Here is a 13,422-nt window from a genome sequence, read left to right as displayed (position 1 = left end):
GTTCGAACGGAGGCGCTGCTGTGTGGCCGGTCACGCGCCGGAGCCAAACTCCCGATCCCACTCGTCGAAGCGCCGCACGCTCTCCTCGGAGAGCGAGGCCGAGGTGCGTTCGAACGCCACCTGCACGTCCTGTGGCCGGACGGCGTCGACCGAGAGGTCGTACTCCCTGACGGCGTCGAAGCCACGGTCGGCGACGGACGCCAGTCCCGTGTTCGACCGGTTGATCATGGCGTTGACGGCGGTCCGACACACCGCCTCCACGTCACTGCCGGTGTACCCGCGGTGGATACACTCGCTGGCGATCGCCTCGACGGGTGTGTCGACGCTTCGACCGGTGTCTGACAGCTGGAACGCCGAGGAATCTCCCTCGAAGGTAATCCCGCCTTCGACGGTGTTGATCGCGACGATCTCTTCGGCCGCGCCCACGTCGGGCAGCGGGATCAGCACCCGTCGCGGGAAGCGACGACGGATCGCCTGATCGAGGTCCCACGGGGTGTTTGTCGAGCCCAGGACCATCACGAAACTATCGTCGCTCTTGTCGATCCCGTCCAGCTCCGACAGCAGCGTGTTCAACACGCGGCGAGACGTTTCGTCCAGGTCGGACTCGCGGGACTGTGTCAGCGCGTCGATCTCGTCGAGGAAGACGATGCTCGGGCTCATCTCCTCGGCGAGGTCGAACAGCGCCGTGATCTGCTTGCTCGTCTCGCCGAAGTACTTCGAGAGCAGTCCCCCGAGCTTGACGTCGAAGAACGTCGCGTCGAGCGAGCCGGCGACCGCAGACGCCAGCAGCGTCTTCCCGGTTCCCGGCGGGCCGAACAGGAGGACGCGATCGGTCGCGGCGACGGCGTCGGGCTTGTCGTCGATGCCGCCCAGCGTGATCGTCCGCTTTAACTCGCCTTTGACCTCGTCGAGGCCTCCGATGTCGTCCCACGTGACCTCCGTCTGGGAGATGAACGATTCGACTTGCTCACGAAAGTCCGTCTCCGGCTGTTCGGCGTCCTCAGCTCCGCCGCCGCGGTTCTCGCCGATGTCCTCTTCGGAGAGGGCCTCACCGCTCTTTAGCTTCGAGATCGACGACTCCAATTGCTCTTTGCGATCCGGATACGTCGTCTCCCGGATCGTTTCGAGCTCTTCCAACCGATCGAGAGACTGTGAGAACGCTTTCGCGGCCTTCTCGTGGTTCTCCTGATCGAGGTGTGACTTCCCCTTCTTGAGGTACTCTTCGTACTGTTCCTGTAGGATGTCCTCTTTGTACTGTCCGAGATCCATAGTTTCAAAATTGGTGTGACGGGAACGCGGTGGGCGCGTTAGCGACCCAGCTCCTCGTTGAAGATGTCCTCACTCTCGTCTTCTTCTTTCGTGAGCTCGCTCAGCGAGACCGGGTCCTCGTTGGCGTCCTTGAACAGAGTGTCGATCTCCGACTCCTCCATCGTCGCCCCGAAGTCCTGCGAGACGCTGGTGAGGGTCCGGTTGAGCTGATCTCCCTTGCGCTGGATCCACTCCGTATCTTTGTTGCGCTTTTCGATCTCCCGGACGATGTCGTTCATGAACTCCTGTACGTCCTTCTCGCTCATGTCCCGGAGCGACGACTGGGGCTGCTCTTCGAGACGCTCCTTGGCGTTTTTGGCGGCCAGCAGGGTGGTGTACTCTTCCAGCATCTCCTGCCACGCGGCTTCCTTGTTCTCGTAGTCTCGCTTGAGCTGCTTGGCCTTTCGCTTCAGCCGCTCCTTTTTCTGTCCGGCGGCCTTTCGCCCCTTCTCGACCAGTTGCTCGAACTCGTGATCGAGCCGTTCGAGCTCCTGTTCCTTCAGCTCGATCTGGGTCTCGAAGGTCCGCGCTTCGAGGTCGAGTTCGTCGGCGTCTTTGTCCATGAGCTCGTTCGAACTGCCGCCCCAGCTACCTGGAATCCAGTCTCTGAACTGAACCATATACGAGTACATGGTAGGCACCATAATAAAACTTTGGCACTAAACCCACTCTACTGAATCTCCACATCGGAGAAAGCCGCTACGAAAACTCGACGGTCTCGTCGTCGCTGTCTTCGCTCAGTGCGTCCGATTCGGTTTCGATGTCCCCCACCTCTGTGGGCTCTTCGCTCACTTCTTCGTCGGTCTCGGATGTGTCGTCGCTCCATTCCTCTTCGAGTTCGGAGCCGGTGTGGAGCTGGCTCGCGCCCTCACCGAACGAATCCAGCGTGTTCGAAGAGAGCGTATCCGTCTGACCGAGCACGTCGTGTAGCTCCTCGTTTTTCATCTCCTCTTGCTGGAACAGCCGGACCAGTTCGCTCTGGTCCATCTCCCGGAGCTGGCTCCAGTAGTCGTCGCCCCGGCTCTCGCCGATCTCCTTGATGTTCGCCAGGTTCGAGGCCAGATTCCGCTGTTTGCTCGTCTCGTCGATCCGCCCTCTTACGGTTTCGAGTTCCTCTTTGATCTCTTCTGCGTCGCGAAGGAAGTCCTGTGCTCGCTCTTCGTTACCGGCTTCCTTCGCCGACTCGTACTTCGAGCGCTTGTCATCGAGCGCTTCTTTCAGCTCTTCTCGGCGACTCTTGAGCTCGTCGAGCTTCCGTTCGGCTTCCTGTCGCTTGACCTGATGGTCCTCCTTCGGACGATCGAGCAGGTGGCCGTCGTCACTGTCGCCAAACAGTGAGCCGAACCACGACTTCACGGTAGCAAACATAGTTGCTATCTTTGGTCACAGGTGCATAAATGTGCGTGCAAGTGGCTATCACGCGATGACGGCCGTCTGAGAGACGCCGCCGTCTGTCCCGGAGTGTGACATCGATGGTACGCTGCTGGTGCGATCACCGAGTGACGACTTCGATCGTTTTCTCGATCACCGCCCGGTAGAACGGCCCCGGATCGTTCTCCCGGAGTCGCGCGGTGAACGGTTCGATCCACGCTCGCAGGTGTTCGTCGAGGAACTGCTCGACCGTGTCGTCGTCCTCGGTGGCGGCGAGGTAGGCGGCGAACTCGAGCTCCGTCGCGATGTGGTCCGGCGGTGCCGATCTCGAGTCCCGCAGCTCAAGTCCGTACTCGGCGTACCAGCGCGCAACCGCCTGTGTCGCTGGCCCGTACACCGGACCGACGTTCTGGTCGTCGCCGTCGTGGTCGCCGTCCCGATAGACGCTCTCGTAGGGCGGGCACTGTTCGGGGCCGGGGCCGACGAACAGTCGCGTGTACTCCACGCGCAGCTCGTCCAGATCGACGGCCGCCTCGCTCTCGTCGAGCCACGCGACTGCGCCCGACTCGACGGTACCACGCAACTCCTCGGACGGCTCGCGCCAGCACACTGCCAGGGTAGCGAGGGTGTCGGCCGTCGGCCGTCTCGTCTCCTCCGTCGCGTCGTCGACCGCCGTCGCGGTGTCGTCAGTCACACCCACCACCTCCGCTGTCTGCCGCGTATCTCTCCTGTTCGGTCTGCCGCTGGAGCGGGACGTATCGGAGCCCGACGGTGACGATCAGTGCGCCGACCGCGACGATTCCCGCGGTCACCACCAACTCGATCACTGTCGGCGTGTACACCCCCGTCGTGGCCCAGATGTCCGTCGTGACGCCCGCGTACTCGCCGCCCAGCGAGATGCCCGGCGCGGCGTCGATGTTCACACTCTCGTAGCCGGTGAACACCAGCCGAATCCCCTCGAACAGGGTGCCGAACACGGCGAGTACGCCTGCGACGAATATCACGGACAGTCGCTTCCTGAGTTGCGGTGTCGCCAACAGCACCAGCGGTACTGCCCCGCCGACGCCGGTCCAGAGCCAGAAGTAGATCGAGTCCCCGATGAGGAACTCGCTGGTGATCGCCCAGAAGCCGAAGTGGTCTGCCCAGGCGTGTGGCAGGCGCTCGGCAGCGAGGAGGTAGACGACGTGAAACGCCAGGAAGATCCCCAGCATCTTCCCCAGACTCGTCAGCTCGTCCCGGTCGGCGTCGAAGCCCGTGTAGCGGTCGGCGAGTATCGAGACCACGAGCAGGAGGCCCAGGCCGGAGACGAGCGCTTTGGCGATGAACACCGGTGCAACGAGCGGGCTGAACCAGTCGCCGCGGCCGACCTGTGTCGCGAAGATCCAGCCGGTCACGGAGTGGAGCATCACCGCTGTCGGCAACGCGACCGCGGCGGTCCAGAACAGCAGCGTCCGGTCCCGCTCCCGGCCGGCCTGTGTGTCCTCGGCTCCGAAGGCCAGTCGCGATCCGCGGGCAGCGAGGTCTCGCCGAGTGAGCAGCCAGAGGTACCAGACGTTCAACACGCCGTACAGGACGACGATCCCGAAGTCCCAGACCATCGGCGAACGAAAGTCCGGCGACGTGAAGAACTGGTACAGCCGCTCTGGCCGACCGATATCGGGCAGGATGAGCAGTCCCGCGACGATGATGCAGGCCAGACTCACGAGGACGCCGAGCCGTGCGAACCCCTCGTACCGGTCCGAGTGGAAGAACTTCGGCGCGCTCGAGATGATGAGCCCGCCCGCCGACAGCCCGACGAACATCACGAACAGCATGATGTACAGCCCCCAAGAGAACACGTTCCGCATCCCGGTCACGACCAGACCCTGCTGGAGCTGGTATGCCCACGCCCCGAGTCCGGCGACCAGGAGCACACCCAGGTGGCCGAGCCAGACCTTCGAAACGGTCCCGAACGAGGACACCACGGGGCTCCGCACTGTCGACGTCGCCGATCTCTCGGTCACTTCACCACTCATCAGTCATCACCCCACACTGCGTCGGCAGTAGCACGTCGCATCGATTCCTCGCTGTCGGGGTCGTCGGCCTCCTCGGGCGTCGGCTGTTCGTCGAGTTCCGATTCGAGTTCTTTGCCCTTCCAGGGCCGACCGGGTGACATCTCGCCCTGGATATAGTACGTTTTCGGATCGGTGCCCTTCTCGTCGAGCAGTCGGTTGGTATCGTATTCGGCGACGTACTTTGAGACAGTGCTCCCATCGTCGTCGAGGTCCCCGAAGATTCGGGCATCGGCAGGACAGTTTACGACACACGCGGGATCGAGTCCTTCCTCGACGCGGTGGCTACAGAACGTACACTTCTCGACGACGCCCTGGGGCCGTTCCTCGACGTCACCAGTGCCCTCTTCGGGGCGGTGCTGTGGCTCGTCCCAGTTGAACACCCGAGCGTTGTAGGGACAGGCGGCCATGCAGTACCGGCAGCCGATGCACTTGTCGTAGTCGATCTCCACGATGCCGTCCTCGCGCTTGTACGTCGCGTTGACCGGACAGACCTTCACACAGGGTGCGTTCTCGCAGTGCTGACAGGCCGTCGGCTGATAGCTCATCTCCAGCGTTCCGTCGTCTCCATCCTCTGGATACGAGCCTTCGGGTGTATCGATGTGATCGCCACCGACGGTCAGTACGCGATTCCAGGCCTGTCCCATCGGGACGTTATTCTCTTGCTTACAGCTCATGGCACAGGAGTGGCAGCCAATGCAGCGCTCTTGATCGATTACGAGTCCATAATTTGTCATTTTTAATCACCTCCGGCCGAGCTGCCAGCCGTACCGTGTGGATTGTCCTGCGTGTACTGGTTGGACTGGTACTCATCAGCTGCGGGTTCGACTTCTACTCTGCAATCGTAGAAGGCGAACGTGCGTCCAACTTTTGCAGTCTCCGCGGAGATCGGGTCCTGGTAGTGCCCTTCAACGAAGTCCTCGGCCCACCATCCCTGGTCCGTGTTCACAAGTCCCGGACGAATCCCCTTGTTGTACTTCGCGCGGACAACCACCGAGCCACGGTCGTTGTGGACGCGCACGTAGTCTCCATCCGAAATTCCTCTCCGCTCGGCATCTTTCGGATGAATGTCCAGCTGTGGCTCCCGGTTGACCTCTCTGAGCCATGGGACATTGGCCCACTGGGAGTGAATCCGCCACTTCGAGTGCTTTTGCATGAACACCAGTGGGTACTCATCTTGTTTCTCCCAGTCGTCGTCTGTTCTGGCTTCTAATGGCTCCGGAACTTCGAGCGCGACTCCCTCATCGGGCAGTCCCGGTCCCTTCTCAGTTGGCGCGTCGTCGTCGTACACCGTGATCCGACCGGATTTCGTCCCAAACTCGTCAGTGTACGCGACATCCGGAGTTTCGTCAGTGGCGACCGTTCCGGTCTCTCGAAGTTGTTCCCAGGAGAGCCGGTCGTCGTTTTGTACGAACTGGTCGAGTACTTCGTGTTTGTCGTCGGGGAATTTGTCTCCGTGGCCGAGTCGCTCGGCTAACCCAGCTATGATGTAGTAGTCGTCACGGGCCTCCCAAAGTGGCTCGTGGGCCTGCTGCCGATAACTGAGGTTGGGGTGGGTGTACGTCGTGAGCAAGTCTTCAGTTTCGAACCAGTGAGCGGCCGGCAGGATAATATCCGCTTGCTGAGTCGTCGGCGTGTGGTACATGTCCGCCCACACGATGGTGTCGAGATTCTCCATCGCGTTCAGCCAGCGGTCCCTATCCGGGAACTGGTTCCCGAGCATATTCGAGTTCATTCCGTAGAGGAACCTGGGTTGGGCGGGGCCGCCGTCCTCAAGCAGATCGAGGACGCGTTGGTACCCATACGTTTCGACACCGACCGCATCGTCTGGACTTCCCCAATCGCCTTTCTGAAGGTAAGAGCCGTTGTACGACGGGTGCTGTGCGTGGATGTTTCCGTGACGGCCGTAGTCGCCGGTCAGTGCCAGTAGCGTCGCGTAGGCCTGCCCAAACACGTGTCCGTACAGGTATCGGCCAACACCGTAACTCGGCATAATACCGCCTGCGCCACGAGTAGCTAACCAGTCGGCTGCCGTTTCGATGTTTTCAGTCGTCAGTCCCGCGATATCGGCCACCTTCTCCGGGGGATAGTTCGCAGCTTGCTCACGGAGTGCCACCAGTCCGGGTTGGACAGTCGTCCCATCGATGGACCATTCGCCCGTGAGCGCGAACGGACCACCAGTTTCAGCGCCGACAACCTCTGGCTCGCCAGTTTCCTTGTTCATCACGACGACTGCATCATCGGCAGGATCGTCGACGACCCGGCTTGGGTCAAGGAGTGTTCCGTCGTCAGTGCGGACGAGTGCTGGTGCGTTCGTCCGCTGCCGGAGGAAGGACTCGTCGTAAACCTCGTTCTCGAAGATGTAGTGCATCATCGAGAGAGCGAGGTGCGTGTCTTTTCCCGGGCGGATCGGTAACCAGAGGTCCGATTTCTCCGCCGTGTTCGTGTACATGGGGTCGACGACGACAAGCTTCGCGCCGTTGCGCTTGGCTTCGAGGATCCACTCGGCGTCCATCTGGAACTGACTCGCGAAGATGTCCGACCCCCAGATGATGATCGTCCTCGCGTTGACCCAGTCTTCAGCGGTATTCGTCGGAGGCATGAAGACGCCACCTTCGCCGGTAACTCGGTTGAAGCCCTGGCCGACGTTAGTGTCGATCCCGAAGACGAAGCTGTCCTGAATGCCACCGACCAGTTGTTTCAGGCGACCGAAGCCAGTCGTCCCACCGTCACCCGATCCGGCGTGCCAAAAAATGCCTTCCATCCCGTGTTCGTCCTTGGTGGTCCGTATCTGTTCAGCCACTAGGTCAAGTGCGTCGTCCCAACTGATTCGCTTGAAGTCTGCGTCTTCACCACGCTTGTCGGGCTGGGGGGTATCTGGCGACCAGCTAGCGCGTTTCATTGGGTACTTCAACCGCTTCGCGTTGTACACGCGCTGTAAGTGTGAAATGCCCAGCGTACAGCCACGCTTGAACTCAGTTGCAGCGGGCACCTGCTGCTCGACTTTCTTCACCTGCCCGTCCCGAATGTAAACGTCCAGCGGACACTTCCCGCGGCAGTTCGGCGAACAGGCGGTCTTCACGACTTGATCTTCTCCGAGGAAGCTAGTAACCTGATTAACACTTTTTCCCGAGTCGTCGGCGGGCTGGAGCGTCGAGAGAACGCTGTCAGCGCCGCCGAGTCCGACTGCGGCGACGACACCGCTCTTCAGAACGTCCCGGCGGGACGCCGTGAACTCTTGGTCAGTCATCGAATCCCTCCGGTTTGGTGGGTCGTTCGTCGGTTCCGAACTCCGTTTTAACCTCCTCGTGGTACTTCTCGTGGAACTCCTGCTCGGTTAGCTCACCGTTCGTGATCTTGATGGCGTCTTCGGCCATCCGTTTCCCGAGATCCGGATCGTATCCACACCCATCGAGGATCTCGTCGGCAGCCTCGTCCCACTCTGGTATCGGCTCGTGGGCGGGTCGCGATTCTTTTGTCATACAGTTCAATGTCGCCGCTTCTCGTCGATATCTCTTCGTGTGAATTATGAAGTGATTCAAGTGGGGGCTGGGGAAGCCTGCTACGAACGGCCGGCACATTGATCGTCATTCTTTTTGGGGTCCACCGTTAGCGGCTGGTGGTAGCGTTCGCAAATGCGTTGACTGCAAGCGTCGATTCTACGGCGGTCAAACGCTGTGAGCACGCCGACTTCGAGATGTCGAGATCATCAGCTAGCTCTTCTAGCGAGGTTTCGCGTGGCGTCGCGTAGTACCCGGCGGCGACGGCCCTCGTAACTGCTTCACGCTGTTTTTCTGTAACGTCGTCGAGAGCGAGTGTGATGGTCTGTTCCCCCGTCTCGCCCGTTCTCGTGTCGATTCGTTTCAGCTGTCGCAGATGCAACTCACGCGTTACATCTCTCAACGTCTCGACTAACTCGGTGAGCTGGTTCCTGTCCGGGAGATACGTCTCGACGCAGACCGACTCCTCGGTGACGTCGACGATCTCCGGAATACAGTCGAACTCACCGAAGACAGCACAGAAACAGGCTCCATCGACCTCACTCACCGAGTGAACGATATCTGCTTCCTCGCAACCCGGAGATACGGGAGCCTCCTCCGACTGGATCGTCATCTCGGTCTGACACTGGTCGTGCAGCAGCTGTTGTCGTACCTCGACGACGTCGCCGTCGGCGTCCTCGAACTCGTCGAGTGGACAGTCGCTGTCGAGCACGGGTTTGATTTCGAAAGCGACATACAGATCTCGGCCGTCGTCTTTCTGTTTTGTCGTGGTATCTTGCATATCCTATAAGAGTCTCTACAGCTAGCGTCGGTATACGAACCCGGCTGGTTCTCACTCACTGAGAACAAACGGGTAACGTTGACGTGTCTACACTGCCTCAGTCTGTCGGTATCGCAGCTCGCGACCTCGGCGCTCCAAATTTTCGGAACTGTGACGGCCGCCAGTGTCTCTCTAAAGGGCTGTGTTGAATCACTAGACAGCGTCGGGACAGGTCAGTAAATCAAAGGCGTTGAAGCGGGAGACTCCGGTTGTCCATGACCCAAATCTCCCGCTTCATTGGGGAAGTTGTGCCGGTCGCTAAAAGAGTCACGGGCGATGGAGACGAATCCGCCGCTCCGGAAGGAGGCGGCGGATTCGCCGACTATGCGTTCGTTTCTCTCCATTGTCTCCGGGTTTACCTCGACACGTCCTATCGGATGACTATCGACCTGCTGAAGGAGATGCCACAAATAATCGGGGAGATCGGCCTTGAAGCGGACGATCTCCCTCATCCATCAACGTTGTGTAAAGCATTCGATGATATGAGCATGAGCGTGTGTCGAGTGCTGCTGCGCCAGTCGGCGCAGCTGCACGACCCCTCGAAACACGGCGCTATCGATGCCACGTTCTACGAACGATCTGCCGCGAGTCGTCACTACTGCCAGCGAACGAGTTACCGTGTGCAGAAGCTGAAAGTCACGAAACTCGTCGATACAGACACGCAAGCGATCCTTGATGTGCACTGCTCGACCAACCGCAAGGGAAGTGATGCCGATCTCTGTGCGCAGATCGCCCGCCGGAACGCGGGCGATCTGCTGAGTCTCGCCGCCGACAAGGGATACGACAAGCAAGCGCTCAGAGAAGCACTCCGTGAACTCGATATTCGCCCGCTAATCAAGAATCGCATCTTCGCTGCGTACGATCACGCTCACAACGCTCGGATTGACGACGACTGCTACAACCAGCGCTCAATGACTGAAACCGTCAATTCGGTGGTCAAGCGCTCGCTCGGCTTTGCCGTGCGAGCTCGGTCCTGGTTTCGTGAGTTCCGAGAAATTGCCCTAATGTGTGTCGTCTACAACATTAAGCGGGCCGTGAAACAGTGAATTCCCACGCCATATGGTGATTCAACACAGCCCTCTAAAGAGCCCATTGCAGCAGTCGTCTCGACGCACGTTTCGTTGCGCACCCAGTCCCCGCCGTGTGTCACACGGATGCGATGGCTGCTCGCGTAGAACCGCGGGTTCTCTACGGGATCGACGACCTCGATCACACCGGTGCTCTCAGAGTCCGGAGACTGCACGTGGTACCGCCGTTGACCGTGCATCTCGCGGGTCTCGACGGAGTCCGCGCGGTCCTCCAACCAGCCGTGGACGCGGTCGATGTCGATCGCCCGCTCGGGGTGGCCGGCGAGTTCGGATGTGGAATCGACGAGCTGGAGCCAGAGACCGACGCGGACTGCGACGCGTTTGAGGCTTACGCCGACCGCGTGGTGACTCTCTGTGGCGGCGAGTCGGATGCTGCGCCGCAGGTCCGCGCCGATGGCGGGATGAACGATGAGCGAGGTCGACGCGCGTTACGACGCTCATTCGACGTGTTGGCCGAGCGACTCAGACGCCGCTGGTCGGTTTCGACGAGTGAGAATCCTCAGTAGGCCTTTATTTTGGTCGGCTGAGTAGCACACATGAGCGTCATCTGTGAATTCGAGTTGCAGTCCGCAGATATGCCGCTGTGTGCGGTCGCTGCCGAGCTGGAGACCCAACTGATCGTCGACAATGTCGTCTCCGGAATGACTGCTGAACCGGCGCTCGTGTTCTCCGCGACGGGTGTCAATCCGGATACGCTCGAATTGGCGTTGCTCGGTGACGAGTCAGTCGTGGAGTTCGTCGCCATAGACTCGGCCATCGTTGAGTCTCGGTATCGTGTCGTCCTCGATACGAACTACGTCGAGATGTACACCCAACTTGTCGACCGGCAGACGTATCCGATAGGTGCGCTCGTGACCGAACACGGGTGGAAGGTGAGCACGCAATTCGCCGACCGAGCAGACTTCGAAGCGTTCCGGGACGCCTGTCAGTCCAGCAGTGTCACGTTCCGTCCACACCGGCTCTGCGAGACGGAACACGGCGGCGACGATTACGGGCTCACTGCTCCACAGCGAGAGGCGCTACTGGCAGCCCACCGGCTGGGGTATTTCGCCGTCCCCCGCGGAGCAGATCTGACGGAACTCGCAGCGGAACTCGACGCGACCGCGTCCGCGATCTCAGAGCGACTCCGTCGTGGGACGGATCGGTTGATCGACCACACGATCGCCAGCTCCGAACAGTGACAGCGAGCTATAGTAGCCATTGAAAGAGCCTGTCATAGAATACGCCCCACACTTTGGTCGGCCTGATTACTGTTTTTAAGCCGTAACAGATTCAGAAGCTCGTGCACCCGGTGCACGGACTATAGAACCAGTCAGAAAGAAAACGTTCCGTTGTGAATACTGATATTTAGACAGCATCAACGGTGATTCGGTGTGGAGCGCACGACTGCTGTGAGAATGGAGATGACGGTCTCGGAGTCGCTGACTCCGAATACACAAACAACCATGCGGACTATTCTATGACACGCTGATTGAAAATCAATGCACACTCGATCGCACGACAAAAGCGCGATAGGTATGTAGATCATTTCAATTGTTACTATAACCAGAGCGTGGCCGTTCCGGCGACAGCTCTCCCCCTCTGATAAACTGCTGTACATATGTTGGCAACGGTTAGGGCCGTGACTGGCGTACCACTACATGACGGTGAGTCACTATGACCCACAATCAGCACCCACACGTCACTGACCGCGAGGCACACTTCGTCGGGGGCGGTATCGCCTCCCTCGCTGGCGCAGCCTTTCTCGTCCGGGACGGCAATATGCCCGGCGAGAATATCCACGTCTACGAAAAGCTGGATGTCGTCGGTGGCGCGATGGACGGAGCCGGCGACCCGGACGAGGCGTACCTCATTCGAGGTGGCCGGATGTTCAATTACCCGACGTACGAATGCACGTGGGACCTCTTCGAGTCTATCCCGTCGCTCGAAGACGATTCGCGTTCGGTCAAAGCTGTGATGGACGAGTTCAACGACGCGAACCCCTCGTACGCGAAAACGCGACTGATGCACGAGGGTGAACGAATCGACGCGGGCGAGTACGGACTGACGCGCCAGCACCGGCAGTCGATGGCTCGGCTCCTCCTCACGCCCGAACCGCGGCTCGGTGATACGCGCATCGAGGAGTGGTTCGACGAGTCCTTCCTCGAAACGAACTTCTGGTACGTCTGGGCGACCATCTTCGCGTTCCAGCCGTGGCACAGCGTCGCCGAAGTCCGGCGATATATGTACCGGTTCCTCCACGAGTTCCCGCGCCTGCACACCATGGAGGGCATCGATCGAACGAAGTACAACCAGTACGATTCGATGATTCTCCCGCTCCGGCGCTGGCTCGAAGACAGAGGGGTCTCCTTCGAGCACGGACACGAAGTGACCGATATGGACATCGTCCCGTCGCGGACGGGGCGCACCGTCGAGCGAATATACTGTGAGACCGACAGCGGCACCGAATCGGTCCCCGTCGAGCCGTCCGACCTCGTGTTCGTAACGAACGGTTCGATGACCGACGGCTCGTCCATCGGCGGGATGGACGAAGTACCTGAACTGAACGAGACCGGTGCGTCGTGGGAACTGTGGAAGTCCATCGCCGAGGACAACCCACAGTTCGGCAATCCGTCGGTGTTCGCGGACAACGTCACGGAGACGAAATGGGAGTCGTTCACCGTTACCCTGCACAACACCGAGCTGTTCGACCACATCGTCGAGTTCACCAACGAGGAACCGGGCAACGGGCTCGTCACCTACCTCGGGTCGAACTGGCTGTTGTCGACGGTCGTCGCCGCCCAGCCCCACTTCGCGAACCAGCCGGACGACGTGAAGGTCTTCTGGGGCTACGCGCTGTTCCCGGACCGCGAGGGGAACTACGTGGAGAAACCGATGTCCGAGTGTACTGGCCGGGAGATCCTGCAGGAACTGTGTTACCACCTGCAGTGCGAGGACTGGCTCCCGGAGCTACTCGACGACGTGACCTGCATCCCGGCGATGATGCCGTTCATCACGGCGCACTTCCAACCCCGAGAACCCGGTGACCGACCGGAGGTCGTTCCGGACGGGTCGAACAATCTGGCGTTCCTCGGACAGTACGCCGAACAGCCGCGGGATGTCGTGTTCACTGTCGAGTATTCGGTTCGGTCGGCGATGACTGCCGTCTACGAGATGCTCGACCTCGACCGCGAGGTTCCCTCGGTGACCAAACACTACCGGAAACCCAGTGTGCTTGCGGACACTGTTCGCGCCGCGTACCGCTGAGAATCGACAGCGGTACGGATGAGTGCATTCCAGATTCT

General features: G+C 60.2%; 13 protein-coding genes. 4 read left to right on the top strand and 9 right to left on the bottom strand.

Features of this window, described 5'->3' with window-relative positions:
• Positions 1-30 precede the first annotated feature (30 nt).
• The 9 genes from HALKA_RS0115145 to HALKA_RS0115105 form a co-directional block, all read right to left on the bottom strand.
• Positions 31-1,269, bottom strand: coding sequence for an ATP-binding protein (locus HALKA_RS0115145; RefSeq protein WP_018258794.1), 1,239 nt, complete (start codon positions 1,267-1,269; stop codon positions 31-33).
• Between the two features lie 38 nt (positions 1,270-1,307).
• Complete coding sequence (locus tag HALKA_RS0115140; protein ID WP_018258793.1) at positions 1,308-1,928, bottom strand: DUF4085 family protein; 621 nt, start codon at positions 1,926-1,928, stop codon at positions 1,308-1,310.
• A gap of 79 nt (positions 1,929-2,007) precedes the next feature.
• Positions 2,008-2,676: a hypothetical protein gene (locus HALKA_RS0115135; RefSeq protein WP_018258792.1), complete on the bottom strand. Its 669-nt coding sequence runs from the start codon at positions 2,674-2,676 to the stop codon at positions 2,008-2,010.
• A gap of 124 nt (positions 2,677-2,800) precedes the next feature.
• Positions 2,801-3,373: a TorD/DmsD family molecular chaperone gene (locus HALKA_RS0115130; RefSeq protein ID WP_018258791.1), complete on the bottom strand. Its 573-nt coding sequence runs from the start codon at positions 3,371-3,373 to the stop codon at positions 2,801-2,803.
• Positions 3,366-4,694 carry an NrfD/PsrC family molybdoenzyme membrane anchor subunit gene (nrfD, locus tag HALKA_RS0115125; RefSeq protein WP_018258790.1) on the bottom strand — a complete coding sequence of 443 codons (1,329 nt, stop codon included), beginning with the start codon at positions 4,692-4,694 and terminating at the stop codon, positions 3,366-3,368. The genes HALKA_RS0115130 and nrfD overlap by 8 nt, the downstream gene beginning before the upstream one ends.
• A complete protein-coding gene (dsrO, locus tag HALKA_RS0115120; RefSeq protein ID WP_026190342.1) occupies positions 4,694-5,467 on the bottom strand; it encodes a sulfate reduction electron transfer complex DsrMKJOP subunit DsrO in 774 nt (257 codons plus the stop codon). The genes nrfD and dsrO overlap by 1 nt, the downstream gene beginning before the upstream one ends.
• 2 nt (positions 5,468-5,469) lie before the next feature.
• Positions 5,470-7,980, bottom strand: coding sequence for a molybdopterin-dependent oxidoreductase (locus HALKA_RS0115115; protein WP_018258788.1), 2,511 nt, complete (start codon positions 7,978-7,980; stop codon positions 5,470-5,472).
• Positions 7,973-8,212, bottom strand: a complete 240-nt coding sequence (locus HALKA_RS0115110) for a 4Fe-4S ferredoxin N-terminal domain-containing protein (protein ID WP_018258787.1) — start codon at positions 8,210-8,212, stop codon at positions 7,973-7,975. Before HALKA_RS0115110 ends, HALKA_RS0115115 begins: the two co-directional genes overlap by 8 nt.
• A gap of 127 nt (positions 8,213-8,339) precedes the next feature.
• Entirely contained in the window at positions 8,340-8,942 is a 603-nt protein-coding gene (locus HALKA_RS0115105) for a helix-turn-helix domain-containing protein (protein WP_245545406.1), read from the bottom strand.
• 323 nt (positions 8,943-9,265) lie between these two features.
• Between HALKA_RS0115105 and HALKA_RS0115100 the strand changes: the two genes are divergently transcribed.
• The 4 genes from HALKA_RS0115100 to HALKA_RS0115085 all read left to right on the top strand — a co-directional run bounded on the left by HALKA_RS0115100 (position 9,266) and on the right by HALKA_RS0115085 (position 13,384).
• Positions 9,266-10,096, top strand: a complete 831-nt coding sequence (locus HALKA_RS0115100) for an IS5 family transposase (RefSeq protein WP_018258785.1) — start codon at positions 9,266-9,268, stop codon at positions 10,094-10,096.
• A gap of 113 nt (positions 10,097-10,209) precedes the next feature.
• Positions 10,210-10,644 carry a hypothetical protein gene (locus HALKA_RS0115095; RefSeq protein ID WP_018258784.1) on the top strand — a complete coding sequence of 145 codons (435 nt, stop codon included), beginning with the start codon at positions 10,210-10,212 and terminating at the stop codon, positions 10,642-10,644.
• A 30-nt stretch (positions 10,645-10,674) separates the two neighbouring features.
• Positions 10,675-11,319 carry a helix-turn-helix domain-containing protein gene (locus HALKA_RS0115090; RefSeq protein ID WP_018258783.1) on the top strand — a complete coding sequence of 215 codons (645 nt, stop codon included), beginning with the start codon at positions 10,675-10,677 and terminating at the stop codon, positions 11,317-11,319.
• 475 nt (positions 11,320-11,794) lie between these two features.
• Positions 11,795-13,384, top strand: a complete 1,590-nt coding sequence (locus tag HALKA_RS0115085) for an oleate hydratase (RefSeq protein ID WP_018258782.1) — start codon at positions 11,795-11,797, stop codon at positions 13,382-13,384.
• The last annotated feature ends 38 nt before the right edge of the window (positions 13,385-13,422 follow it).

The organism is Halomicrobium katesii DSM 19301 (assembly GCF_000379085.1).
Classification (GTDB): domain Archaea; phylum Halobacteriota; class Halobacteria; order Halobacteriales; family Haloarculaceae; genus Halomicrobium; species Halomicrobium katesii.
Note: the sequence above shows the minus strand (reverse complement) of the source record. Positions and strands in the feature narration are given on the sequence as shown.

Coding starts and splice junctions, on each gene's coding strand:
- nrfD (WP_018258790.1), bottom strand. CDS start 4,694: ATGAGTGGTGAAGTGACCGAGAGATCGGCGACGTCGACAGTGCGGAGC.
- HALKA_RS0115100 (WP_018258785.1), top strand. CDS start 9,266: ATGACCCAAATCTCCCGCTTCATTGGGGAAGTTGTGCCGGTCGCTAAA.
- HALKA_RS0115140 (WP_018258793.1), bottom strand. CDS start 1,928: ATGGTTCAGTTCAGAGACTGGATTCCAGGTAGCTGGGGCGGCAGTTCG.
- HALKA_RS0115145 (WP_018258794.1), bottom strand. CDS start 1,269: ATGGATCTCGGACAGTACAAAGAGGACATCCTACAGGAACAGTACGAA.
- HALKA_RS0115095 (WP_018258784.1), top strand. CDS start 10,210: ATGGCTGCTCGCGTAGAACCGCGGGTTCTCTACGGGATCGACGACCTC.
- HALKA_RS0115090 (WP_018258783.1), top strand. CDS start 10,675: ATGAGCGTCATCTGTGAATTCGAGTTGCAGTCCGCAGATATGCCGCTG.
- HALKA_RS0115115 (WP_018258788.1), bottom strand. CDS start 7,980: ATGACTGACCAAGAGTTCACGGCGTCCCGCCGGGACGTTCTGAAGAGC.
- HALKA_RS0115110 (WP_018258787.1), bottom strand. CDS start 8,212: ATGACAAAAGAATCGCGACCCGCCCACGAGCCGATACCAGAGTGGGAC.
- HALKA_RS0115135 (WP_018258792.1), bottom strand. CDS start 2,676: ATGTTTGCTACCGTGAAGTCGTGGTTCGGCTCACTGTTTGGCGACAGT.
- HALKA_RS0115085 (WP_018258782.1), top strand. CDS start 11,795: ATGACCCACAATCAGCACCCACACGTCACTGACCGCGAGGCACACTTC.
- dsrO (WP_026190342.1), bottom strand. CDS start 5,467: ATGACAAATTATGGACTCGTAATCGATCAAGAGCGCTGCATTGGCTGC.